This is a genomic window from Mycobacterium adipatum (genome assembly GCF_001644575.1).
Lineage (GTDB): Bacteria > Actinomycetota > Actinomycetes > Mycobacteriales > Mycobacteriaceae > Mycobacterium > Mycobacterium adipatum.
The window spans coordinates 296,539-320,914 of the sequence record NZ_CP015596.1; the positions used below are offsets into that span (position 1 = coordinate 296,539).

At 68.1% G+C, this 24,376-nt stretch carries 24 protein-coding genes; 6 read left to right on the forward strand and 18 right to left on the reverse strand.

Annotated features, from left to right (window positions below):
- Window positions 1-9 precede the first annotated feature (9 nt).
- A complete protein-coding gene (locus tag A7U43_RS01325) occupies window positions 10-678 on the reverse strand; it encodes a response regulator transcription factor (protein WP_082902348.1) in 669 nt (222 codons plus the stop codon).
- 78 nt (window positions 679-756) lie between these two features.
- The gene (locus tag A7U43_RS01330) at window positions 757-1,296 is read right to left on the reverse strand and encodes a hemophore (RefSeq protein WP_068001682.1); all 540 of its coding nucleotides are present in this window, start codon (window positions 1,294-1,296) and stop codon (window positions 757-759) included.
- Between the two features lie 298 nt (window positions 1,297-1,594).
- On the opposite strand from A7U43_RS01330, the gene A7U43_RS01335 reads away from it, so the two are divergent.
- On the forward strand, window positions 1,595-4,447 hold the full coding sequence (locus A7U43_RS01335) for an MMPL family transporter (RefSeq protein WP_067990264.1): 2,853 nt from the start codon (window positions 1,595-1,597) through the stop codon (window positions 4,445-4,447).
- Window positions 4,444-4,932, forward strand: coding sequence for a hypothetical protein (locus A7U43_RS01340; protein WP_067990266.1), 489 nt, complete (start codon window positions 4,444-4,446; stop codon window positions 4,930-4,932). The genes A7U43_RS01335 and A7U43_RS01340 overlap by 4 nt, the downstream gene beginning before the upstream one ends.
- Before the next feature lie 12 nt (window positions 4,933-4,944).
- On the opposite strand, the gene A7U43_RS01345 is transcribed toward A7U43_RS01340, so the two are convergent.
- On the reverse strand, window positions 4,945-5,634 hold the full coding sequence (locus A7U43_RS01345; protein WP_067990268.1) for a hypothetical protein: 690 nt from the start codon (window positions 5,632-5,634) through the stop codon (window positions 4,945-4,947).
- Window positions 5,631-6,200 (reverse strand): hypothetical protein, encoded by a 570-nt coding sequence (locus A7U43_RS01350; protein WP_067990271.1) that lies wholly within the window; start codon window positions 6,198-6,200, stop codon window positions 5,631-5,633. The genes A7U43_RS01345 and A7U43_RS01350 overlap by 4 nt, the downstream gene beginning before the upstream one ends.
- Window positions 6,201-6,250: 50 nt before the next feature.
- On the opposite strand from A7U43_RS01350, the gene A7U43_RS01355 reads away from it, so the two are divergent.
- Complete coding sequence (locus tag A7U43_RS01355; protein ID WP_067990275.1) at window positions 6,251-8,218, forward strand: M13 family metallopeptidase; 1,968 nt, start codon at window positions 6,251-6,253, stop codon at window positions 8,216-8,218.
- 63 nt (window positions 8,219-8,281) lie between these two features.
- Here A7U43_RS01355 and A7U43_RS01360 read toward each other — a convergent pair whose 3' ends face one another.
- The 3 genes from A7U43_RS01360 to A7U43_RS01370 all read right to left on the reverse strand — a co-directional run bounded on the left by A7U43_RS01360 (window position 8,282) and on the right by A7U43_RS01370 (window position 10,301).
- The gene (locus A7U43_RS01360) at window positions 8,282-9,247 is read right to left on the reverse strand and encodes a L,D-transpeptidase (RefSeq protein ID WP_067990278.1); all 966 of its coding nucleotides are present in this window, start codon (window positions 9,245-9,247) and stop codon (window positions 8,282-8,284) included.
- A 173-nt stretch (window positions 9,248-9,420) separates the two neighbouring features.
- On the reverse strand, window positions 9,421-9,717 hold the full coding sequence (gene ricR, locus A7U43_RS01365) for a copper-sensing transcriptional repressor RicR (RefSeq protein WP_067990280.1): 297 nt from the start codon (window positions 9,715-9,717) through the stop codon (window positions 9,421-9,423).
- Window positions 9,714-10,301 (reverse strand): DUF305 domain-containing protein, encoded by a 588-nt coding sequence (locus tag A7U43_RS01370; RefSeq protein WP_067990282.1) that lies wholly within the window; start codon window positions 10,299-10,301, stop codon window positions 9,714-9,716. The genes ricR and A7U43_RS01370 overlap by 4 nt, the downstream gene beginning before the upstream one ends.
- Before the next feature lie 81 nt (window positions 10,302-10,382).
- Here A7U43_RS01370 and ilvD point away from each other — a divergent pair, with 81 nt between their 5' ends.
- Window positions 10,383-12,107: a dihydroxy-acid dehydratase gene (ilvD, locus tag A7U43_RS01375; protein ID WP_067990285.1), complete on the forward strand. Its 1,725-nt coding sequence runs from the start codon at window positions 10,383-10,385 to the stop codon at window positions 12,105-12,107.
- A 16-nt stretch (window positions 12,108-12,123) separates the two neighbouring features.
- Here the strand turns inward: ilvD and A7U43_RS01380 are convergent, their stop codons facing one another.
- The 5 genes from A7U43_RS01380 to A7U43_RS01400 form a co-directional block, all read right to left on the reverse strand.
- The gene (locus A7U43_RS01380; RefSeq protein ID WP_067990288.1) at window positions 12,124-14,697 is read right to left on the reverse strand and encodes a diguanylate cyclase domain-containing protein; all 2,574 of its coding nucleotides are present in this window, start codon (window positions 14,695-14,697) and stop codon (window positions 12,124-12,126) included.
- Window positions 14,698-14,790: 93 nt separating this feature from the next.
- On the reverse strand, window positions 14,791-15,180 hold the full coding sequence (locus tag A7U43_RS01385) for an SRPBCC family protein (protein WP_082902349.1): 390 nt from the start codon (window positions 15,178-15,180) through the stop codon (window positions 14,791-14,793).
- 57 nt (window positions 15,181-15,237) lie between these two features.
- Window positions 15,238-15,744, reverse strand: coding sequence for an MBOE_33420 family protein (locus A7U43_RS01390; RefSeq protein WP_068001685.1), 507 nt, complete (start codon window positions 15,742-15,744; stop codon window positions 15,238-15,240).
- A gap of 193 nt (window positions 15,745-15,937) precedes the next feature.
- Complete coding sequence (locus A7U43_RS01395; RefSeq protein WP_067990292.1) at window positions 15,938-16,726, reverse strand: DAPG hydrolase family protein; 789 nt, start codon at window positions 16,724-16,726, stop codon at window positions 15,938-15,940.
- Complete coding sequence (locus tag A7U43_RS01400) at window positions 16,726-18,054, reverse strand: FAD-binding oxidoreductase (RefSeq protein WP_067990296.1); 1,329 nt, start codon at window positions 18,052-18,054, stop codon at window positions 16,726-16,728. Before A7U43_RS01400 ends, A7U43_RS01395 begins: the two co-directional genes overlap by 1 nt.
- Window positions 18,055-18,126: 72 nt before the next feature.
- On the opposite strand from A7U43_RS01400, the gene A7U43_RS01405 reads away from it, so the two are divergent.
- Entirely contained in the window at window positions 18,127-18,858 is a 732-nt protein-coding gene (locus tag A7U43_RS01405; protein WP_067990301.1) for an IclR family transcriptional regulator, read from the forward strand.
- On the opposite strand, the gene A7U43_RS01410 is transcribed toward A7U43_RS01405, so the two are convergent.
- From A7U43_RS01410 to A7U43_RS01430, 5 genes are all read right to left on the reverse strand, one after another.
- Window positions 18,851-19,498 (reverse strand): O-methyltransferase, encoded by a 648-nt coding sequence (locus A7U43_RS01410; protein ID WP_067990303.1) that lies wholly within the window; start codon window positions 19,496-19,498, stop codon window positions 18,851-18,853. The genes A7U43_RS01405 and A7U43_RS01410 overlap by 8 nt on opposite strands.
- Complete coding sequence (locus tag A7U43_RS01415; protein WP_067990307.1) at window positions 19,495-19,974, reverse strand: TIGR04338 family metallohydrolase; 480 nt, start codon at window positions 19,972-19,974, stop codon at window positions 19,495-19,497. Before A7U43_RS01415 ends, A7U43_RS01410 begins: the two co-directional genes overlap by 4 nt.
- Window positions 19,974-20,723, reverse strand: a complete 750-nt coding sequence (locus A7U43_RS01420) for a DUF2786 domain-containing protein (protein WP_067990310.1) — start codon at window positions 20,721-20,723, stop codon at window positions 19,974-19,976. Before A7U43_RS01420 ends, A7U43_RS01415 begins: the two co-directional genes overlap by 1 nt.
- A gap of 86 nt (window positions 20,724-20,809) precedes the next feature.
- On the reverse strand, window positions 20,810-21,856 hold the full coding sequence (locus A7U43_RS01425; RefSeq protein ID WP_067990313.1) for an alpha/beta hydrolase family protein: 1,047 nt from the start codon (window positions 21,854-21,856) through the stop codon (window positions 20,810-20,812).
- Complete coding sequence (locus A7U43_RS01430) at window positions 21,853-22,692, reverse strand: alpha/beta hydrolase (RefSeq protein ID WP_067990316.1); 840 nt, start codon at window positions 22,690-22,692, stop codon at window positions 21,853-21,855. The genes A7U43_RS01425 and A7U43_RS01430 overlap by 4 nt, the downstream gene beginning before the upstream one ends.
- 36 nt (window positions 22,693-22,728) lie before the next feature.
- On the opposite strand from A7U43_RS01430, the gene A7U43_RS01435 reads away from it, so the two are divergent.
- Entirely contained in the window at window positions 22,729-23,751 is a 1,023-nt protein-coding gene (locus tag A7U43_RS01435; RefSeq protein WP_067990318.1) for a sigma-70 family RNA polymerase sigma factor, read from the forward strand.
- On the opposite strand, the gene A7U43_RS01440 is transcribed toward A7U43_RS01435, so the two are convergent.
- The gene (locus A7U43_RS01440; protein WP_068001688.1) at window positions 23,734-24,243 is read right to left on the reverse strand and encodes a VOC family protein; all 510 of its coding nucleotides are present in this window, start codon (window positions 24,241-24,243) and stop codon (window positions 23,734-23,736) included. The two genes, A7U43_RS01435 and A7U43_RS01440, sit on opposite strands and share 18 nt — an antisense overlap.
- Window positions 24,244-24,376: the final 133 nt, after the last annotated feature.

Here is a 24,376-nt window from a genome sequence, read left to right on the forward strand (position 1 = left end):
CCCTTCTCACTACGCCTCTTCCCGCAGCACGTACCCGATACCGCGGACGGTGTGGATGACCCGGGGCCGATCCTCGCGTTCGAGCTTGCGACGCAGATAGGAGACGAACACGTCGGCCACGTTGGTGTCGACGTCGAAGTCGTAGCCCCACACCAACTCCAGCAGGCGCTGCCGAGTGAGCACCACCCCGGCGTTCTCGGCCAGCACGGCCAGCAGATCGAACTCGCGTTTGGTCAGATCCGCGCGTTCGCCGTCGACGTAGACCAGCCGGCGCGCGGTGTCGATGGTCAGCGGCCCCACGATCATGACGTCGGATTCCTGCTCGGAATGGCTCGACCGGCGCAGTAGGGCATGCAGCCGGGCAACCAGCTCGCCCAGGTCGAACGGTTTGGTCAGGTAATCGTCGGCACCGGCCTCCAGACCGGCGATGCGGTCGTTGACGGTGTCACGCGCCGACAACACGCAGATGGGGATCTCGTTGCCGAGCGCCCGCAGCGCCGTCACCACCGCGACACCGTCCAACTCGGGCATCTGCACATCGAGCACGAGCGCATCGTGGGCCTCATTGGAGAGCAGCCGCAGCGCCTCCTTGCCGTTCGAGGCCACCCGGACGTCGAATCCGGAGTGCCGCAGTCCGCGGGCCACCGACGTCCGCACGTCCGGGTCGTCGTCGACCATCAGGACGGTGCGGCCGGTGTTCTCCGCCGGGGAATGCTCGTGTGTGCGCACTCCTGGATTATGGCCGCTTCCGCGGCGTCACCGCGTGGTAGCGGCGGGAACGGGCAGCGAGCCGGCCGCCGGCGCGGTACCCGCGGACACCACCTCGGCGGCACCCTGCGCGCCGACGGTCGCCAGCGTGTCCAGCCCGCCGGGCAGGTTCGCGGCCGGCGTTTGGGCGGCCTGCATCAGGCCGAGCAGCTGGGGCAGCGTCACCGGCAGCTTGCACTGGGCCGACAACCGCACCAGGGGTGCCTGCAGTTGCTGCAGGTCCTTGGCGGTCCCGGGGTTGGTGTCCAGGTAGTTCTTGGTGGCGACCAGCGACTGCGGACCCGCCGGCTGTGCCGCGATGGCGGTGAGCGACTGGTTGGCCGCCGGGTGCGCGTCCAAGTAGGTGCCCATCGAGGTGGCCACCGAACCGACGGTCTTGGCGATCTGGCTGGCCGCGCACGGATCGGGTGCGGCCTCGGCCGCCGGTGTGCCCACGGCCGACGCACCGAGCAGCGCGGCCCCGCCGATCGTGGATCCAGCGAACACGGCGAACAGTCCGCGGCGTAGCGGCGCAGTGCTGACAGTCATGGGCAACTCCTTCGAGTAATGCACGTGGTACCGGCCCGCGAACAGTCGCGATCGGCGGTGCTCGAATCCCCGACCCAGACAACGATCAGGCGCCATCATGCCACCCACGCCATCCGGCGACTAATCACGCAGCAAACTCGCAGGTCGCCCGGGGTGCACCCGCGGCGACGCCCGGCACGGTCAACATTCCGGCCTGGTCACAACTGCCAACGACCCCCCGTCGACGCACAGACTGCTGCGGTACGCTCTGGCTACCAGCCAAGCGGGGAGAAAGGCAGAGGGCGCCATCCAGCAGTTCATGATGCGCTTGAGCAGCAACCTGCGCAGATATCGCTGGGCGGTGTTTGTGGTCTGGGTGCTGCTTTTGGTGCCGTCGGTCTACCTGGCGATGAACCAGTCCGACCAGCTCACCGGCGGCGGTTTCGAGGTCGCCGGATCGCAGTCGCTGCACGTCCAGCACCAGATCGAGCAGCAGTTCGCCGAGCAGGGCGCCTCCCCGCTGGCCTTGGTGGCCGTCCCGCGCGCCGATGCGTCGTTCGAGGACATGAACGCCGCCGTCGCGCAGTTGCAACGGATCGCCGGCCAGGTACCCAGCGTCAAAGAGGTACCGAATCCGCAGCAGCCGCCCCCGGCCCCGGACCGTCCCTATGTCGTGCAGCTGCAGATGGACTTCAACAACAGCGGCGCCGTGGACATCGCCAATCAGCTCCGCGACAAGGTGGGCATCCACGGGGACACGGCGGGCGAATCCGAGAATGGCAAGGTCCGGCTCTACGTCATCGGGCAGGGCGCGCTCGGCGCCGCGGCGCAGTACGCCACCAAGCACGACATCGCGCAGGCCGAGAAGTGGAACCTGCCGGTTGTCCTGATCATCCTGCTCGCGGTGTTCGGCTCGCTGGCCGCCGCGGCCATGCCGCTGCTGCTCGGCATGTGCACCGTGGTGGTGACGATGGGCGTGGTATTCCTGTTGTCGTCGGTGACCACCATGAGCGTGTTCGCGACGTCCACGGTGTCGATGTTCGGGATCGCGCTGGCGGTCGACTATTCGCTGTTCATCCTGATGCGATACCGCGAGGAACTGCGGGCCGGCCGTGACTCCGCGCAGGCCATCGACGCGGCGATGGCCACCTCCGGGCTGGCCGTGGTGCTGTCCGGGCTCACCGTCATCGCCTCGGTCACCGGCATCTACCTGATCAACACCCCGGTGCTGCAGTCCATGGCGACCGGCGCCATTCTCGCCGTCGCCGTCGCGGTGCTGACCTCCACGACGCTGACACCGGCGGTGCTGGCCACGTTCGGACGCTCGGCGGCCAAACGATCACGGCTGCTGCACTGGTCGCGGCGCCCGGACACCACCCAATCCCGGTTCTGGACGCGCTGGATCGGGGCCGTCATGCGCCGCCCCTGGCTGTCGGCGTCACTGGCGGCGGTCTTCCTGCTCACCATGGCCGCACCCGCCTTCGCGATGACGCTCGGCAACAGCATGCTGCGTCAGTTCGACCCCAGCCACGAGATCCGCGGCGGCGTCAACGCGGCATCGGAGGCGCTGGGACCCGGCGCGCTGGGGCCCGTCCGGGTGCTGGTGACATTCCCCGACGGCGCAGCGGACAGCCCGGCCTCGCGTGCAACGCTGGACACCATCGGGCTGCGGATGGCGCAAGGCCCCAATGTCGCGACGGTGTCCCCGCCGGTGATCGGCAAGGACAACGACAGCGCGCTCATGTCGGCGGTGCTGTCGGTGGACCCCGAGGACTTCCGGGCCCGTGAGTCCGTCGACTGGCTGCGCGCCGAGCTGCCCCGGGTCGACGGTGACCTACGCATCGACGTCGGCGGTCCCACGGCACTGATCAAGGATTTCGACGATCAGGTGTCCAACGTCCAACCGCTGGTCTTCCTGTTCGTCTCGGTGATCGCCTTCGTGATGCTGCTGATCGCGATCCGGTCGGTGTTCCTCGCCCTCAAGGGCGTGCTGATGACGGTGCTGTCGGTGGCGGCCGCCTACGGCAGCCTGGTGGTGGTGTTCCAGTGGGGCTGGCTGGAGGATCTGGGGTTCGCGCCACTCGAATCGCTGGACAGCACGGTCCCGCCGCTGGTGCTGGCGATGACCTTCGGCCTGTCGATGGACTACGAGATCTTCCTGCTGACCAGGATCCGGGAGCGGTACCTGATCACCAACAACACCCGCGACGCCGTCACCTACGGGGTGTCCACCAGCGCCCGCACCATCACCAGCGCGGCGCTGATCATGATCGCGGTGTTCATCGGATTCGCCTTTGCGGGGATGCCGCTGGTCGCCCAGATCGGGGTGGCCTGCGCAACCGCCATCGCCGTCGACGCCACCATCGTGCGCCTGGTCCTGGTGCCGGCGCTGATGGCGATGTTCGACCAGTGGAACTGGTGGCTGCCGCGCTGGCTGGACAAGATCCTGCCGTCGGTCGACTTCGAGAAGCCGCTGCCCAAGGTCGACATCACCGACCTGGTGATGGTCCCCGAATCCGCGGCCGCCGCACCCGGGGCGGATCTGCGGATGGTGGTCAAGTCCGCCGCCAAGTTGAAGAGCCTCGCCCCGCATACCGTGGTGGTGCCCGACCCGCTGGCGTTCAGCGGTTGCGGCCCGGCACCCGATGTCGTCGGGGCGCGACGCTTCAGCGGGCGCATCCCGACCAACGGCGCGCCCCGGCCGGTGCATCCGATCACCATGTGGCGCGGACGGCTCAACGTCGCCCTCGACGCGTTGGCCACCGCCTCGGATTCGGAGCGGCTGCCGGTGCAGCGCCGCGGCCCGATGGAGGCCACCAACGTGCAGCTGCCCACCGGGGACCGGCTGCTCATCCCGACCGGGGCCGAAACCCTGCGGCTGAAGAGCTATCTGCTGATGTGCCGCAACAGCACCCAGGACTACACCGAGTTCGCCAAGCTGGTGGATTCTATGGAAACTCACACCGCGGCCCGTGTCCTCACCGGTATGGACCGGTACTACTGTGGACAACGCCCACGGGCGCAATGGGTGGCCACCCAACTGGTTCGACGTCTGGCCGACCCGCGCCCATCGGACGAGCCGGAAACACCGGCACAGACCGATGCCGATTGGGCCACCGTGCGACAGCGCTGCCTGTCGGTGGCCGTAGCGATGCTGGAGGAGGCGAAGTGAGTTTGGCCGCCAAGCCTTCGCCGACCGAGGGCCAGTTCAGCCGCCCGGACGACCGGCCGGTCGAATTCTGGCCGACGTCGGCGATCCGGTCGGCACTGGACAACGACGATCTGGACGTGTGGCAGCGGATCGTCGCCGCGATCAAGCGGGACCCGTTCGGCAGGACCGCCCGGCAGGTCGAGGAGGTGCTGGAGACCGAGCAGCCCTACGGTGTGTCGGCCGCGCTGACCGAGGTCCTGGAGAAGGCCCGGGAACACCTGGAAGCCAATGAGCGCGCCGAGGTGTCCCGCCACGTGCGTCAACTGCTGGAACGCTCGGGGCTCGGCGCTCCGGAGTTCGCGTCCCGCATCGGCGTGCCCGGCGAGGAGCTCACCGGTTTCCTGGACGCCGTGACGACACCGTCGGCCACGATGATGATCCGCATGCGTCGGCTCTCGGACCGCTTCGCGCGGATCCGCGCCCAGCGGGCGGCCAATTCCGGCTGACCGCGCCGCCGCTCAGCGGGCGTTGATCGGTGCCACGTCGGTCACCAGCCACTTGCCCGCTTCTTTCTCCAGCGTCACCCGCAGGGCGAGCACCGCGATATCCGCGGGCTTGCCCGGTGCGTTCTGGGTACCGCGCATGACGACGGCGACGCTGGCCACCGCGGGCCCGATGGCCTCCACCCCGGCCGAGATGGTCTGCGCCTGACCGGAGATGTTGCGGCTGGTCAAATCCTTTGCCACAGCGGCGAATTCGTTGCGGTACGCCTCGGCCCGCCGGGGCGACATCAGCGCGGTGGCCCGGTCGATGGACGCATTGGGGCTGCTCGGCGAGAAGGTCGCCGAGGCCTCCGAGACACTGCTGGCGATGCCCACCACCTCAGCGCTGTCCCGGTTGAGGTCGCGGTCGGGCAACGTCCACTGCGTGTAGCCGACGAACACCCCAGCGGCCAGTGCCGCCGCGGCGACGGCGATGACGCCGCAGCGCAGCTCCGGCCCGTCGTCATCGGTGCCGACGGTGACACCGTCGCGCCGGTAGAGCACCAGGTTGACCACGACGCCCTGCACGACCAGCAGGCACAGCGCCGTGCACACCGCCACCCACCAGCGTGGCCAGGCCAGCGACGCACCGATGAACACCAGCGCCGCGATAGCGGCCAACGGCGCGAGGATATCGACGGCGAGTACCCGCAGCCGGTTCCTCATCGGATCGTCTCCAGGTGCGACACCAGCAGTTTGCCGTCCACGTCGGAGACATCCAGGCGCAGATTCCAGCGCACGGTCGTCGGCTGCGCACCGGCGTTCTGGTTCACCGAGGTGGCCACCACCAGCACCGTGTCGGTGCGCGCGGCCACCGACGCGAGCTCGGGTTGCGGATCCTCCTGCGGCCGGCCCTGGGCGTCCCCGGGCTGGTGGTGCAGCGTCTCGATGGACACCGACTCCACCTGACCGACAGTCTTGGAATCGAGCTTGGCCACCAGGCTGGTGAACGGCGCCATGGTGTTGTCGAACTCGACGTTGAGCTGGCCGACGGTACCGTCGCGTAGCTGCTGAAGGTTCTCCGCGGCCGAGTCCTTGTTCAGGTTGATCAGCAGCCCGGTCCACTGCGCCGCCGTCTGCAGCACCTCGGTCTGGTGCGACCGCTCGGTGACCTCGCTGCGGTGCCCGGACCAGATCAGCGCTGCCAGGACTGCGGCTGCGACACCGATCACCCCGAACACGATGGCGGCGATGCCATAGACGGACCGCCCCCGGGTTTGCTCTTCAGGCATGGCCGTGAGGCTACCGGTGCCGATGTCACGCGCTCTGGCAGGATGTGAGAGTGACTCTGGATAGTGATATTCGTTCCGGTATCGACCTGAGCTTCGTCGACTCCGATGTGCGCCCGCAGGACGATCTGTTCGGCCATGTCAACGGCCGCTGGCTCGACGAATACGACATTCCCGCCGACCGGGCCACCGACGGTGCGTTCCGCACGCTGGCCGACCGGGCCGAGGAGCAGGTCCGCGACATCATCACCTCGGCGTCGTCGGAGGATGGCCCGGACGCGGCCCGCATCGGCGACCTGTACGCCAGCTTCATGGATACCGAGACCGTCGCCCGGGTGGGGGTGGCCCCGCTGCTGGCGGAACTGCAGAGCATTGCGGCCGCCGAGGACCGTGCGGCGCTCGCCGTGGTGCTGGGACGATTGCAGCGGACCGGGATCGGCGGCGGTACCGGGGTCTACGTCGACACCGATTCCAAGGACTCGACCCGCTATCTGTTGCACATGTCGCAGTCCGGCCTCGGTCTGCCCGACGAGTCCTACTACCGCGACGCCGCGCACGCCGAGATCCTGGCCGCCTACCCGGGCCACATCGCCCGGATGCTGGGGCTGGTGCACGGGGGTGAAGGTGACCACACGGCGACAGCCGAGCGCATCGTGGCCTTGGAGACCAAGCTGGCGGCCGCGCACTGGGATGTGGTCAAGCGCCGCGACGCCGACCTCACCTACAACCTGCGCGCCTTCGCCGAATTATCCCGGGACGCACCGGGATTCGACTGGTCCGGCTGGGTCGGCGCACTCGGCGCGGACCCCGAGGAAGTGGTGGTGCGCCAGCCCGACTATCTGACCGCCTTCGCGGCGTTGTGGTCCGGCGAGTCGCTGGAGGACTGGAAGCACTGGCTGAGTTGGCGGGTGATCAGCTCACGGGCCTCGCTGCTCACCGACGACCTGGTGGCCGAGAACTTCGCGTTCTACGGGAAGACGCTCAGTGGCACCGAGGCGATCCGCGATCGCTGGAAGCGCGGTGTGGGCCTGGTGGAGAGCCTGATGGGTGACGCCGTCGGAAAGCTCTACGTGGCGCGCCACTTCCCGCCCGAGGCCAAGACCCGGATGGACGAGTTGGTGGCCAACCTGCGGGAGGCCTACCGGGTGAGCATCACCAACCTGGCCTGGATGACGCCCGAGACCCGGGAACGTGCGTTGGCCAAGCTGGACAAGTTCACCCCGAAGATCGGCTATCCCGCTCGCTGGCGCGACTATTCGGCGCTCGTCGTCGACCGCACCGATCTGTACGGCAACTATCAGCGCGGGTACGCCCTCGAGTACGACCGCGATCTGGCCAAGCTCGGCGGCCCGGTCGACCATGACGAATGGTTCATGACACCGCAGACCGTGAACGCCTACTACAACCCCGGGATGAACGAGATCGTGTTCCCGGCGGCGATCCTGCAGCCGCCGTTCTTCGATGCCGGGGCCGACGATGCCGCCAACTACGGCGGGATCGGAGCCGTGATCGGGCACGAGATCGGGCACGGCTTCGACGATCAGGGTGCCAAGTACGACGGTGACGGCAACCTGGTGGACTGGTGGACCGATGCTGACCGGGCCGAGTTCGGGCACCGCACAACGGCATTGATCAACCAGTACGAAGCCTTCAGTCCGCGCGGCCTGGACGACTCCCACCATGTCAATGGCGCGTTCACCGTCGGGGAGAACATCGGCGATCTGGGCGGACTGTCCATCGCGCTGCTGGCCTATGAGCTGTCACTCGACGGCGAGGAGCCGCCGGTGATCGACGGGCTGACCGGGGTGCAACGGGTGCTGTTCGGCTGGGCGCAGGTGTGGCGTACGAAATCCCGTGAAGCCGAGGCGATCCGCCGGTTGGCGACCGATCCGCATTCGCCGCCGGAGTTCCGCTGCAACGGCGTCATCCGCAATCTCGATGCGTTCTACGACGCGTTCGAGGTCGGCACCGACGATGCGCTGTACCTGGAGCCGGAGCGCCGGGTTCGCATCTGGAACTGAGACTCCATCGAAAAATCCCCCGGACCTACCGGCTCCGGGGGATTTTCGCGTTTTGGGCGTCGGTCAGAACATCTGCCAGTCCGACGCGCCGTCTGGCTGGTTGTAGAGCCCGCCGTCGGTGTTCTTGATGACAACTGCGTCACCGCTGCCGAAGTTGTCGAAGAACCACTTCGCGTCGGCCGGGGCGAGGTTGATGCAGCCGTGGCTGACGTTCTCCTCGCCCTGCGAGGCCACCGACCACGGGGCGCCGTGCACGAAGATGCCGCTGTTGTCGATGCGCACGGCGTCCTTGACCCGGGTCCGGTAGCCGTCCGCGGAATCCACCGGTACCCCGTAGGTGGAGGAGTCCATCACCATGTCGGCGAACTTCTCCAGCACGTAGTAGGTGCCGTTCTTGGTGTCGTTGCCCGCCTTGCCCATCGACACCGGGAACTCTTTCTCGACCTCGCCGTTGCGCACCACGGTCATCGTCTTGGTGTTGTCGTCGATCGTGGCGACGAGCTGCTCGGGGACGGTGAACGTCGACTTGGTGCCTGCGGCGTCGATGCTGACCACGGTGCCCTTGGGCCAGAAGTCCTGCGGCCGCCAGCGCAGCTGGGTGTCGGTGACCCAGTAGAACCGGCCCGGTACCGGCGGGTTCGAGGTGATATGCACCGCGTCCTGGGCCATCTGCCGATTGGCGATCGGGCGCTGGAAGTTGATGTAGATCGGCTTCGCCGCACCGGCAATCGACCCGTTGACCGGGTTGAAGGACGGCGGGACGAACGGGGGCATCCCGATGAACGGGTTGGGGTTCTGCCCACCCGGGGTGCCCTCCGGGATCGGCAGGGGCTGCGCGCCGGGTCCCCCCACCGGTGCGAACGGATCCGGTTCAGCCGCCGGCGGCGGCGCGAACGGGTCGGGGAACGCCGGTGCCGGCGGTGGCACCGGGGGTTCCGCCGTGGCAGTCGGGCTGCCGATACCAAGACCGGCAACCAGTCCGGCCGCCAAGATCGCGCTGGCGAGTCTGCTCCTCGTCCGCTGCGACATCTGTCACCTCCACAGGCATATTTGCAGTCCAGTGTGTCATAGCAGGGGAACGAGCTAACCCCTGGCGAGACCGGACGGACCCCTCATCGCCGCCCGGCCTGCACCACTGACCTGGGGGTTCATCGTCGGCCGGCGGCGGTTCGTTACAGCTGTGAGGTCTCTCAGAGAATCCGTCAGGAACGCACCAGGCGGGCGATCGCGGCGGACGCCTCGGCGAGTTTGGCGTCGGCCTGCTCGCCCCCCTCGGCGACGGCCTGGGTGACGCAGTGGCCCAGATGCTCGTCGAGCAGCCCCAGCGCCACCGATTGCAGCGCACTGTTGACGGCGCTGATCTGGGTCAGGATGTCGATGCAGTACTTGTCGTCATCGATCATCTTGGCGATCCCCCGGACCTGGCCCTCGATCCTGCGCAGCCGTTTGGCGTAGTTCTCCTTCAGCGGCGAATAGCCGTGTTCTGCTGCATCGCTCATCGCGGACCGCCTCCCATCAACTGCTGCATGTGCACGATCTCCTCCTGCCGGGTGGTGATGATCGCCTGCGCCAGTGTCTTGGCGTTGACGTCCTCGCCCTCCTTGATCTCGGAGGAGGCCATGGTCAACACGGCCTGGTGGTGGTTGAGCATGACCTGAAGCCACAGTTTGTCGAACTCCGGGCCCTGCAGCGACCCGAGCCGCTCGACGGCGCCGCGGTCGAACAGAGCCGGCCCCGCCGGCGGCGGGCCCTGTCCGCCCTCCTGCCCGTCGGTCCACTGCACCAGCAACGCATTGATCGTCTCGCTCTGCTGTTGTTCGCTGACGGCCAGCGTCTCGGCCATCGCCACCATCGACGGATTACCCGAGTTGCTCCGTGCCAGCGCGACCAGCTGGTCCACCTGCGGCCGCTGGGCGAGCATCCCGTACGCGAACGCGCGGTCGGCGGCGTTGACCCCGGGAGCCAGGGTGACCGCTTCCGATGTCGTCGAGCTCGAGGTGGCGGCCGAGGTGGATTCCTGACCGCCGCAGCCGGAGATCAGCGCGGCAACGGTCAGCGCTGCCAGCAATCCCGTTCGGCTCATGCGCCCAGGGTACCGGTACCCCAGAGGGGTATTGCCAATGTGTGTTGGGTCGGCGACGAGACCGAATGCATACTTGCTTTCATGCCCTCAGCTCCCGATTCTCTTCCCACCGCGGCCGACGTCGACATCAAGCCACGCAGTCGCGATGTCACCGACGGCCTGGAGAAGACCGCCGCCCGCGGCATGCTGCGCGCGGTCGGCATGGGCGATGACGACTGGGCCAAGCCCCAGATCGGCGTCGGCTCGTCGTGGAACGAGATCACCCCGTGCAACATGTCCCTGCAGCGGCTCGCTCAGGCCGTCAAGGAAGGCGTGCACGCCGGCGGGGGTTACCCGCTGGAGTTCGGGACCATCTCGGTGTCCGACGGCATCTCCATGGGGCACGAGGGGATGCACTTCTCCCTGGTCTCGCGCGAGGTGATCGCCGACAGCGTGGAGACCGTCATGCAGGCCGAACGCCTCGACGGCTCGGTCCTGCTGGCCGGCTGCGACAAGTCGATCCCCGGGATGCTGATGGCGGCGGCCCGACTGAACCTGGCGAGCGTTTTCCTCTACAACGGCTCGATCATGCCGGGTGTCGCCCGGCTCACCGACGGGAGCGAGAAGGAAGTCACCATCATCGACGCCTTCGAGGCGGTCGGCGCGTGCGCGCGCGGGCTGATGTCACGCGAGGACGTCGACATCATCGAGCGCGCGATCTGCCCGGGGGAGGGCGCCTGCGGTGGCATGTACACCGCGAACACGATGGCCTCGGCGGCCGAGGCACTCGGCATGTCGTTGCCGGGCAGCGCCTCACCGGTTGCCATCGACAAGCGTCGCGACGAGTACGCCCGCCGTTCCGGTGAGGCTGTGGTGGGACTGCTGCGTCGCGGGATCACCACCCGCGACATCCTCACCAAGGAGGCCTTCGAGAACGCCATCGCCGTGGTGATGGCGTTCGGTGGCTCCACCAACGCGGTGCTGCACCTGCTGGCCATCGCATGGGAGGCGGGCGTCGAACTGACGCTGGCGGACTTCACCCGGGTCGGGCAGCGGGTTCCGCACCTCGCCGACGTCAAACCCTTCGGCGCCTACGTCATGAAGCACGTCGACGAGATCGGCGGTGTGCCCGTGGTGATGCGTGCACTGCTGGACGCCGGCCTGCTGCACGGCGACTGCCTGACCGTCACCGGCAAGACGATGGCGGAGAACCTGGCCCACATCGAGCCGCCCGACCCGGACGGCAAGGTGTTGCGGGCGATGAACAACCCGATCCATCCCACCGGCGGCATCACGATCCTGCACGGCTCGCTGGCGCCGGAGGGCGCGGTGGTGAAGTCCGCGGGCTTCGACTCGGATGTGTTCGAGGGAACGGCACGGGTTTTCGAGCGCGAGCGGGCGGCACTGGATGCCCTCGAGGATGGCACCATCACGCACGGCGATGTCGTGGTGATCCGCTACGAGGGGCCCAAGGGCGGACCGGGGATGCGCGAGATGCTGGCCATCACCGGCGCCATCAAGGGCGCGGGGCTGGGCAAGGACGTGCTGCTGATGACCGACGGCCGGTTTTCCGGCGGCACCACCGGCCTGTGCGTGGGGCATATCGCCCCGGAGGCGGTGGACGGCGGCCCGATCGCCTTCGTGCGGGACGGGGACCGCATTCGCCTGGACGTGGCCAACGGCACCCTCGACCTGCTGGTCGACGACGCCGAATTCGAGTCCCGCAAGGCCGGTTTCGAGCCACTGCCCCCGGTGTACACGACCGGCGTGCTGGCCAAGTACACCAAGCTGGTCGGTTCCGCGGCCGTCGGCGCGGTCTGCAGCTGAGGTCGCGCCGCCAGACCTATTGTCGTGAAGCAGGTCTCATCGGTTCCACGGCCGGGTCTCCGGTGCTGACCCGATTCTTGCCGCGCCTTTTGGCCTGATACATCGTGCGGTCGGCATGGTGCAGGAAGGCCGCGGCGGTGGATCCCGGCTGCCAGATGACCACGCCGGCGCTCACCGACAGCTGGTCATAGGTGTGGCCATCCGACAGCACGACCGGACCTCGCAGTTCCACCCGTAGCCGCTCCGCGAGGCCCTTGAGTTGGTCGATACCGGCGAGGTGGGGACACAACACCGCGAACTCGTCGCCACCCAGCCGGGCCGCGGTGTCGGTCGATCGGATCGCGGCCAGAATCCGCCGGGCCACTCCCGCGAGGACCAGATCTCCCTCGGCATGCCCCCAGGTGTCGTTGACGGTCTTGAACCCGTCGAGGTCCAGGAGGATCAGGCCCACGCCGGCGCCGTCTCCGTCTGCCGCGGCGGCCACCGCCTGCTCGACCCGGTCGGTGAACAGCGCCCGGTTGGCCAGTCCGGTCAACGGATCGTGGGAAGCGAGATACTGCAGTTCCGCTTCGACCCGCTTGCGGCCGGTGACATCCTCGACCAGACAGATGCCGTAGGGATCCGAGCCCGGCGGAGCCACGACCGATGCCGACACCGCACCCCAGACCACCGCACCGTCGGCGCGCGTGAAGGAGGTCTCGGTTTCCGCGGACCGTCCTTCCTCAAGGTCCATCAGGTACCCCAAGCCCCCAGCAGCGGTGCGTCCCTGATCGTCGCCGAGGTCGGTCACCCTGGTGCCGAGCAACTCCCCCGTCGAGCACCCCAGGAGCTCGGCCATCGCCCGGTTACACCGGGTGATCAGCCCCCGTCGTGGTGGGGCGAGCCCGAACATGAACATTCCCATCGGGGCGGTGTCAAAGGCCAACCGGAACCGCTCTTCGCTCTCGGCCAGAGCCTGTTGGGCCGCCTTGCGGTCGGTGATGTCCGAGGCGACGCCGATATAGCCCGCGCACGTGCCGTGTTCATCGGTCATCTCCGACACCGCCAGACTCACCGCCGCACGGCTACCGTCACGGCGCACGTACGTCCACTCGCGAACCTCGGCGTTGCCCGGGGTGACGTTGTGCACGAAGACCTCGAACCCCTCGGGCACACCCAGCTCGGCAGCCCGTGCCAACACTTCGGGGCGGTGGTGGAACGTCAACGGTGTGCGGCCGAGCATCTCGTCCTGCGACCATCCCAGCAGTCGCTCCGCGCCATGGTTGAAGACCGTGATGCGCCCACTGGGGTCGGTGCCGATGATCGCCTGCTCGGATGCGGCTTTCAGCACGCCGGCGAAGAGGTCGCGTGCCTCACGCAGAGCACGGGCGTTCTGACGTTGCTCGGTGACATCGCGGAACGCCAGGACGTCCAGGCCGTCCTGACGCGCCAGCGGGGCCGTGGCCAGTTCGATGACGCGGTGGTCGTGCGCTTCGATGACGATGTCGCTGGGCTGGTGGCCGTCCTCGCCATCGACAGACGACGTGGACGTGCGGGCCATCGAGGCCGCCACGACATCGTCGACCAGCCCGGAGCCCGCCGAACGGGCGTTCTGCAGGATCACCGCACCGTGCGCGTCGATGACGACGACGCTGTCGTGGATGCTGTCGAGCACGGCGCCCAGCAGTTCGGAGTCGCGGTCCGCCCGATCCCGGGCCTGTTTCAGTTGTCTGATCAGACGCGTGCGGGAATCTCGGTACAGCGACAGGGTCAGCACGATCAGCGTCAGGCTGCCCACCATCGCCTGCGCCAGCAGAGCCCGCACCTGCATATCGGGCACGATCAGCGGTCCCCTGTCGGCCAGCGTTGCGTAGATGATCCAGATGCCCGCCAGCGTGAGGAATACGGTGCTCACCGTGGTGCTGTAGCGCAGCGTCAGCCAGATGGCGGGAACGAGCGCGATGAACGCCATCGGTATGCCGTGGTTCGGCCAGAAGGTCCACACGAACACACACCCGACGGCGACCATCGCCAACAGGGCCTCCAGCACCGCACCCACCGGGGTCCTCGGGCGCTTCCAGCTGACATCGCGCAAGCGCAGCCAGATGGCCACCCCGAGCAGCGCGGTGACGCCGTTGCGGACCGCGAACAGTGCGAATGTTTCGAACATGTCCGCGCCCTTGGCGACCGCGAAGTAGCCGGTCGCCAGCACGGCTGCGCTGCAGGTCCCGACCGCCACCGCGGCGGCGAGACGGGCAAGGTCGGCGGGGTCACGAAGCACGACCTCGTTGCGCCGATAGCGCAACACGGCCACCGTCACCAGCGACAGCACGATGTTGACGAGCACGAACCAGGCGCTGAGGATGGGCGTGGCGCCGGTCGCGACGTTCGTCGAATAGGCCACCAGCCCCAGCAGGACCACGTGGGTGATGCGTTCCCGGGTGCCGCGGGTGGACGTGGCGAGCATCCAGATGACGCCGACGGCCGCCGCCGGCCACACCAGGGAGACCTCGCTGCCGGCCAGCCGAGTGGCGCGGCCGGCGACCACGGACAGCGCATAAAGAAGCGGGAATGCGACAAAGTACGTCGCAGCACCCACGATTCGAGCCATCGCACCACCGTTCTTGCGCCTACCCCGTCAAGGATGCGCCCGGAAAGGGTGCGCGCGGACGCCAACACGCAAACTGACGTCAGCGCGGTTGCCCTACGCCACGGGCCCGGGTGGGCTACCGGCCATTTCGGCAATACGCTGCACCGCGATCTGCAGTACCGGAAGATACACCGGCGCCCACACCGGGGCGCTCATCCAGACCCGGCACCCACCGCGGTCGAGGTGCTCCACCCCGTGCCGGGTGGCCGGTACCCCGGCGACGTCCCATCCCCAGGTCCGCCCGGGATCGAACTCCGAGATCACGAACGGCAACCGAACACCGACCGGGGTCCAGACCCGGCCGGTCGCACCCAGCAGCAGGGCGGTGCCGTCGAGTTCGGCCTTGCGGACCGTGAGCCCCCAGCGCGGCCAGGCCTGCAGGTCCGTCAGGATCTGCCACACCGTATCCGCGGGTGCCGCGACGTCCCGGCTCGCCGTCCACATGCCGATGGCATACCCACGCGGCGATCCGCCGAACCGCATCCGGCGAGCGGGGGTCGTTCAGCTCGGCGGAGGGTCGATCGGCTTCAGGCTGATCGGCACCCAATGCGTGCCCGGGCCCTCACCCGGACACCCGGTTCCGGCAACGACGAGTGTGCGCTCACCGTGGAAACCGCCGTCAGCATCCGGGATCCAGTAGTCCGAGCGGATGGCGGGCACGCCACTGGTGGGGTTCGTGCGGTCACACAGGTACGGCTGCTCACCGCTGGTCTCCCACCGTGCGTTGTTCCACCGATACTCGAACTCCAAGGGAGCGGCGGGATTGCGGGCCTGATCGTCGCTGTTGTCCATCCGCGCCACGCACCCGTCGACGTCACACTGCGTGACGAACACGGTCGGATAGGTGACCGGTTTCATCGGCGTCGGGACGCCGTTGAACGTCTGTTTCGCGAAATCGATGAGGACGTCGTAGTAACCGTAGATCGGCACGGGTTCGACCCGATCGGCCTGAGCCGACGGCGCACCGGGCACCATGGCGCAGACGACGGCCACACCACCCGCCAGCATCTTGTACACCGTTGTCGTACTACACGCCCGGACGTCCCTTCGTCGGCGAATGCCCAAACCGATCCGCGATGGCGACCGCGAACCCTGCGCGGCCACACCGCCAACGGGGCCTACCAACTGCGCCTGGAACAGCGCACCGGCACCCTCAAGGCCGGCCTGGCCGCAGGCCCAAATCGAGATGGCGACTTGGCTTCTAGACAGAAAGCGGCGGATCCGTCTGCGTCATCCGGGCGTACAACTGCGGCAGGAACGCGGCCAGATGGTTCATCTCCTGCGCGCAGTGCACCAGCAGATCGCGCGGGTCGGGGAGTTGGCGCGCGGCGATCGGGGCCACCGCCCGGTCGGTGATCCCGAAACCGCGGCGCACCGCCACAAACCGGCCACCCATCCAGAATCGGGACCGCATCTGGGCACCGTCAGCTGTGGGCCGGACGTGGTGGATCAGCCAACCCACATCGACGGGGAGATCGGCCGATCCCAGCCGCGCGCAGATGGCCACATCGGTTTCGGGTACCACCAAGCCCAGCAGCGACGGCTCCACGAACTGGATCGCCGCCCTGGTATCAGCAGACCCGAGATACTCACGCACCAAGGAGGTTCGACCGACGTAGCGGACATCCGCGCCGCCATCGCGCCACTGCGCGCAGACATGGGCGCGCGGATGCCACAGTTTGTAACGCCGTGAGTCCGATCCGTGCCAGCCGAACCACCAGTCCCACATCGGCGGTGTCACACCCGGCATATCGGTGCGCACAGACACCTGGAAAGCGCCACCGGCCAGCCTGCCGTAACCGTTCTCGGTCTGTTGTACCGTCGAATCCATCAGTGCGGCAACATCATCGAACCCGGGAAGGACCGGTTCGGCCTGCGGTCCGTGCTCCAGCGCCTCGACGACATGGGCGGGCAGCGGCGCCATCTGCGGATCGAAGAACTCACCGAACGGGGTGTTCTCGTCACCGTCGCGATAACCCAGATACGACATCAGACGCGACCCATCCAGCTGTGGAAAAGCCCCGCCGGATCGTACCGGGCGCGAACCCGGTCCAGGGTGTCCATCGCCTCCGGGGTGGCGAATGCCGCGGGCCGCTGGCCCAGGTTCTCGTCGGCCAGCTGGATGCCGGTCTGCAGATGCTGCATGGCCGCCATGTTTGATCGAGCCCAATCGCCGTACTTCTCGTCGTCGGCCGGATCTTCCCAGACACCGTAGAGCGCAAGGTAAATCTCGTCTTCCAAGCTGTAGGCCATGCCCTGCCGTTGTGGTGACGGCCCCCAGTTGAGCCAGAGGAAGTGTGCCGGATGCGGAGGCATCGTCGACAGTATGCGCCGGATACCGGGCATCAAGTCTTCGGCCGGCGCCGAGGTCCACATGTTGTCGACGCCGTAGCGGTATCCCGTGGGGTAGTTGGTCATGACGCCCGCATACCAGGTCTGCAGGTCCGTCGGCGCATAGGGCACCGCGACGAGCGCCTTACTTCGCGCCGGGCAGGTCTCCAGCACCGCGAGCGCATCGATCGCCTCCTGCTCGGTATCGGCGAAAACCGGTGAGGCCATCACGATCCCGGGGGTATCCAGGCCCGCACCCGGCACGGAGCGGGAGGCCACGATCTGCAGTTCGACGCGTCGGTCCACCGCGGCGCTGATCGACCGCGCCCACGGATAGATGTCCTCGGCCGCCTCCAGCGGGTAGACGAACAGGCTGCTGCCGCAGACCGCAGGCCGGGCATGCAGCTTGAGGTGGAAGGCCGTGACCACCGCGAAGAACCCGGGGCCGGAACCCCGCGCGGCCCAGTAGAGGTCGGCGTGGTGCTCGGCATCGATGTAGCGGCGCTCACCGTCGGCGGTGACCACATCGAGGCCGAGCACGCTCTCGCACGCCGGTCCGAGCACCCGGCTGTTCCAGCCGTAGCCACCCTGCAACAGGTATCCGCCGATGCACACCCCCTTGCAGTGCCCGGCAGGGAAGAACAGATCCTGCTCGGCGAGTAGTTCCGCCAGCACGCTGCCGCCCATTCCCGGGCCGACCACCGCGGTGCGGGCGCCGGTGTCGATCGCGCAGTGGTCCAGCCCCTTGACGTCGAGCAGCATCCCGCCGTCGCGGACATGGTTACCGGCCCAGCTGTGCCCACCGGATCGCACGCCGACCGTCAACCCGCGTTGCCTGGCGTAGCCGATGGCGTCGACGACATCATCGGCGTCCGCAGCCTGAACGATGACCTCGGGGTAGCGCTCCGGGGTGCGGGCATTCCAGACGGTCCGGGTTCGGGCGTGCTCGTAACCTTCGTCGCCGCGAAAGAAGTATCGACCGGTCATGGTTCCGCCCTCAACGAGAGATCCGTAATGCGAATCTTGATGATCCGTATAGCGGATCAATATAGTGACACCATGGCGCCGACGGAAGAGCAACCGAGCACGAAAATTGACGGGCGCGATGACGGCCTGCAGGTGCTGCGCCGCGCCGCCGCGGCGCTGGACGAGATCGCGACGGCGCCGGGCCTCCTGCGGCCGGCCGATCTCGGAGCCAACCTCGGCCTGGCCAAGTCCACCGCACGCAGGCTGCTGGTCGCCCTCGTCGATATCGGCTTCGCCGCCGTCGACGATGCCGGCCGCTACCACCTCGGCGACCGCCTCCTGGGACTGACCAGCGCCGATGGCTCGAATCTGGCCGCAACCCTGCGACCGGTCATCGAGCGGGTCGCGAAGGCGACCGGAGAGACCGTCGACCTCTCGGTCCTGCGCGGACACCAGATGTGGTTCATCGACCAGATCGAGTCCGGGCACCGACTACGCGCCGTGTCTGCGATCGGCGAACGCTTCCCGCTGACCGACACCGCCAACGGCAAGGCCGCACTGGCACTGCTGGACGATGAGCAGATCCCCAGTTCGCTGCTGCCCGAGATCCGTGGCATCCGCGAGTCCGGGATCGCCTACGACCGCGATGAGCACACCGGCGGAATCTCGGCGGCGGGTATCGCCGGAAGACTGCCGGGTGGGCATATCGTGGCGATCTCGGTGCCGACCCCCACCGAACGGTTCGCGCAACGCGAGCCCGTCATCGTCGATGCGCTCCGGGCCGCACGGTCGGCGCCGGAGTGGACGCCGGGATTGCTCAGGTGACGATGGCGACGGCGAACCCGTCCCAGCCCTTGGCGCCGACGGTCTGGATGGCCGCCGTGTCCAGACGCGGATGGTTGCCCATCATCGCCAGGGTGTCGCGGACCGCGATGGCCTGCGCATCCTCGGGCGCCGGCTCGAGCACCCGGCCACCGCGAGCGATGTTGTCGACCACGATGAGTGCACCCGGAGCGGCCAGCCCGATCGCCGCCTCCACATAGGCCGGGTTGTTCTCCTTGTCCGCGTCGATGAAGAACAGATCGAACGGGCCGGTCAGGGTGGGCAGGGTGTCCAGTGCGGACCCGACGATCACCTCGACGCGGTCCGCCAGACCCGCTCGCGCCAGGTTGGCCGTGGCCACCTCGGCGTGCCGGGGCTCGTACTCGCACGTGGTCACCCGGCCCTGCGCACCGACGCCGCGGGCCAGACATATCGTGGAATAGCCTGCCAGCGTCCCTATTTCGAGCACACGTCGGGCGCCGGTCATCTTCGCGAACAATGTCAGCAGGTGGCCGTGCTGCGCGGACACCTCGATGGCCGGCATTCCCGCCGCCTCGGTCGACGCGCGCGCCGCGCGCAGCGCGTCATCCTCGGTGTGCAACAACTCGCCGAGCAATCTGTCCACATCCGCCGGTTCGGTCATCCGGCCACCCCCTCTTTCGAGTAGATCACCCGCAGCACGTGCCGCGCCTCGGGTCCCATCACCGAGCCTGCCAGTTCGGTCATCGTGGCGACGAACTCGGCACCGTGTGGGGCGCCGGCCGCCGTGAGATGGTGGGCCATCTCATGCAGGACCACCAGTTCGCGCAGCGCCCAGGTGCCGTGCCGGTCGGGTACCGCGATCGTCCCGGATTCGTAGTGTGCCGCGGTCTCGCCGCGCCGCGACCGCACCTCCAGCGGTGCCGCGCCGGGCCATCGTTCGCGCACGGCGGGCATGTTCAGCACATCGGTGACGTAGCGGCGCACGGACTCGACCGACCCGAACCGCGCCTCCGGCGGCAGCGTCAACGCCGTGCCGAAGAAGTCGATGGCGCCGGTGCCGTGCTGGGCGGCGCGGTCGAACAGGGTGCGTACGAATTCCTCTGCCGCATAGACCTTTGCCCGCTGGGTGTCCCGCACTAGCGCTCCAGCGGTGCCCGTGCCCCGGAGATCTCCTGGCTCGGACCCAGCCGGGCCCGCCGGCCGGCCCGGTCCCCGGCGCGGCGCGCCGCAGACGAGTACCCGGCCGATGCGCTGGTGGCCCGCCAGGTGCCCCGGGCCGCGGAGGACTGCCGGTAGAACGAGGTCAGTTCCAGGTCCTTGTTACGCAGCGCGAGTGCGGTGCCCGGCGCCCGCGTGGTGTCCTGGGTTGCCGCGCGACGAGCTTCGTCACGCGCCTCGGCCAGCCGCTGGCCCACCCGCGCGCCGAAGGCCAGCTGAAAGTTGAGCCGGGCGGTGATCGTCGGGGTGGGACGATGTGCACCGGTGGCGATATAGCTGTCGGATGCCCGCACCATCTGCACCAACAGCCCGGCATACAGCGCATGGCTGGCGTCGATGTCCTCGCCGAAGCCGTAGGCGTACACATACGTGGAATTGGACGCCACATCGCATTTCACGTCATTGGCCATGGCGATCACCACGAACAGTTGCACGTAGGTGCGCAGCCCGCGGGTGCCGGGGTCACCGATGGTGATGGTGCGCTGCAGTGGCGCCTGCGCCGCGGTGCGTTGCGCGGAATGCGCGCGGGCCACCGCGAGATCGATCGATGTCGCGGTGGCCAGCCGCTGCGCGGCGGTCATGAACGCCTCGGCCTCATGGACGTTGTCGGTGCCCTCGGCCTGGCGCAGCAGAGCCGCGATCCGGGCCAGCATCTTGTCGTTGCTCATGCGACCACGCTAGGGACGGGATCCGACAGGATCGCCTCCGTCGGTGCACTTGTCCACATAACCGAATTCATCCACAACCCTGTGCGCTATTTGGTGACGAAGGTGTCCAGCGCGGTGACCAGCTGCGCAGACAACGGACCAGGTTTGGCGTAGTTGGCGACATTGTCGGACGGATCGTCGCGCAACACATGGTTGACGCCCTTGAGTTCGACCACGGTCAGCGCGGTGTGCTTGAGCGAAGCCGTCAGCGGCCGGACCGATTCACAGCTGGCCTGGCCGTCGGAGTCCGAGCAGGTGAGCAGCACCGGTGTGCCGGTCGGTAGCTTCGCTGCGAGCGCGAGCGGGTCGATACCGTCGGCCTCGACCACGGCTTTGACATTACCCGCGTTGAGAATTGCACCGAGACCATCGGGCAGCTTCGCCGGCGCGGTGCCACGGGTGCGCGCCTCGGCGACCGCTGCGGCCCACGCGTCGAGCACCGTCTTGGCCTGTTCGGGCGTCTTTGCACCGCCTTGCACCGCGGCGTCCACGTCGACCCGCACCCGGGCACTGATGATGTCCAGGTAGCGGCCCGGCAGCGGCTGAAACAACCCGAGCGAGTGGATCTTCGGGGCGTCGGGCTCGATATCGTCGGCCAGCGTCATCGCGTGGACGGTGCCCTCGCCCAGAGCGTAGACCGAGATACGCGCGCCGTCGGTGCCCGGCCGCCCGGCCAGGTACCGCACCGCGGCCCGGGCACCCGCCGAGTAGGCGGCGCTACCGACATCGGCCGGGCGTTGGGCGTAGGGGCCCAGACCGGTCTTTCCGGTGCCGACCTTGTCATAGCGCAGCGATGCGATCCCCTTGTCGGACAGGTACTCCGCGAGTTGGCGCATATTGCCCACCGGGCCGGCCACCGCGTTGTCACCATTGCGGTCGGTCTGCCCACTCTCGGAGATCAGCAGGGCGGCCGGACCGGGGTCATCACCGTGGTGGCGGTAGGTGCCGTGCAGCGTCAATCCGGACGAATCGGTGAACGACACCTCGTCCTCCACCCAGCCCCGCTGCTCGGCCGACTGTTGCCCGGAGGAACAGCCGGCGACCAACGCGGTGGCCAGCAGCACGGTGAACAGATGACGGACAGGGCTTTTCACAGTCTGGTCTCGATCCACGAGGTGACATCGTCAAGCACCACGGCGCGCTCGGGTTCGTTGAACACCTCGTGATACAGCTCCGGGTAGACCTTGAGCGACACATCGGCGGACCCGACGCATTCGGTCAGCCGTTCGCTGCCGGCCACCGGAATCAGCTTGTCCTGTCCACCGTGCACCACCAGCAGCGGTGCGGTCAGCGCGGCCGCCCGCTGCGGCATGGTCTCGCCGACACCGATCAACGCCTTGGCGACACCGGCCGGCAGCTTGCCGTGATGCACCAGCGGGTCGGCTTCGTAGGCCGCCACCACCTCGGGGTCGCGCGACACGGCATCGGCGGGCAGATCCTGCACCGGCAGCCCGGGCGCCAGGCCACCGAGCACCTTGGCCACCACGGTCATCAGCGGAGACACCCCGTCCTGCGCGTACACCGCCGGACCCGACAGCACCATGGCGGCGTAATCGTCGGGGTGCTCGACGCCGTAGCTGAACACCACCCCGCCGCCCATGCTGTGGCCGAGCACCACCCGTTTGAGCTCGGGGTGCGCGGCGGTGGCGAGCCCGACCAGGTGGTGGAAGTCCGCGGTGTACTCGGAGATGCTCCTGAGGTAGACGCGCTTGCCACCGGACCGGCCGTGCCCGCGCAGATCCAGCGCGTAGGTGATCAGGCCGGCTTCGCCGAATCGCTGCGCCACGTGGTCGTAGCGGCGGGCGTGCTCGGCGTAGCCGTGGCAGATGATGACGACACCGTTGGGATCGACGCCGGGGGTCCACACGTCATAGACGATCGGCACGGCGCCGACACCATCGAAACTGCGCTCACTGCGGGTTGTCGCCACCCGACGAGCCTATCTGCAACGGCCGCTGCATCCCGCTTGTCGGTGGGGGTCGGTAAGCTCGCCATCGTGAGCGTCCTCACAGCAGTAGATGGCCGGTTCGACTCCAAAGATGCGTTCCTCGCCGATGCGCAGCGATATCGCCGCGAGCTGCTGGCGCACTGCTACCGGATGACCGGATCGGTGCACGACGCCGAGGATCTGGTCCAGGAGACGTTCCTGCGCGCCTGGAAGTCCTACGACCGCTTCGAAGGCAAGTCCTCGGTGCGCACCTGGCTGTACCGCATCGCCACCAATACCTCGTTGACCGCGCTGGAGGGTAAGCAACGCCGCCCGCTGCCCTCGGGGCTGGGCACCCAGAGTTCCGATCCGCACGCGGACATCCATGAGCGACACGAGGTTCCGTGGTTGGAGCCGTTGCCCGATGCCGATGATCCGGCCGATCCGCAGGCGGTGGTCGGCACCCGGGAGTCGGTACGACTGGCGTTCGTGGCCGCGCTGCAGCACCTCTCCCCGCGCCAACGTGCGGTGCTGGTGCTGCGGGATGTCCTGCAGTGGCGAGCCGCCGAGGTGGCCGATGCCGTCGGTTCATCCACCGCGGCGATCAACAGCCTGCTGCAGCGGGCCCGCGCCCAGCTCGATGCCGTCGGCCCCAGCCAGGACCAGGCGCTCGTCGCCCCCGAGTCCCCCGAGGCCCAGGAGCTCCTGACCCGCTACATCTCGGCCTTCGAGGCCTATGACATCGAGAAGCTGGAGAAGCTGTTCACCGACGACGCCATCTGGGAGATGCCGCCGTTCGACAGCTGGTACGTCGGGCCGGCCGCCATCGGCGCCCTGTCCCGCGACAAGTGCCCGGCCGAACGGGCCGGCGACATGCGGTTCGTCTCCACCACCGCCAACGGCCAGACGGCCGCGGGGATGTACCTGCGCAATCCGCAGACCGGCGTGCACGAGGCATTCCAACTGCATGTCCTCGACATCACCGAGGCCGGGATCACGCACGTCGTCGCGTTCCTGGACACCCGGTTGTTCGAGAAGTTCGGGCTACCGGCCGTCCTCTGATCGGTAGGCGGCCTCCAGCGCGGCCACGTCGAACTTGCCGAAGGTGGCCAGTACCGCCGTCATCAACCGCTCATTGGCTTCGGCGTCGCCGCGCGCCATCAGTTCGTGGTACGCCGCCGGGGTGATCTGCCAGGACAATCCGTACTTGTCCTTGAGCCACCCACACGGTTGCTCCTCCCCGCCCGCGACCAGAGCGGTCCAGATCCGGTCGAGTTCCTCCTGATTCTTCACCCGCACCTCGAGCGACACGGCCTCGCTGAAGGTGAACTGCGGACCGCCGTTGATCCCGACGAATGACTGTCCGTCGAGTTCGAACTCGACGACCATCGGCACATCCTGCGGGGATGGCGCACCGGGATGCGCAGGGGTGGTGCTCACGATCCGTCCGTTGCCCCCGAAGGCATCGATGTAGTGCTCGGCGGCCTCCAGCGCCTGGGTGTCAAACCACAGGTTGGGGACGATGCGGGCGTGGATCTGGGTTGTGGACGTCATCTCGTGCACCTTTCGGATGGGTTCCGGCCTCTGAGTGGTTGGACCGGCGACCGAACGGCAATTCATCGCGAGCCGCGTCAACGACGAGAGAAAGCTCGTATACCCGCTGTTCACAGGCTCGCTATTGCCGTAT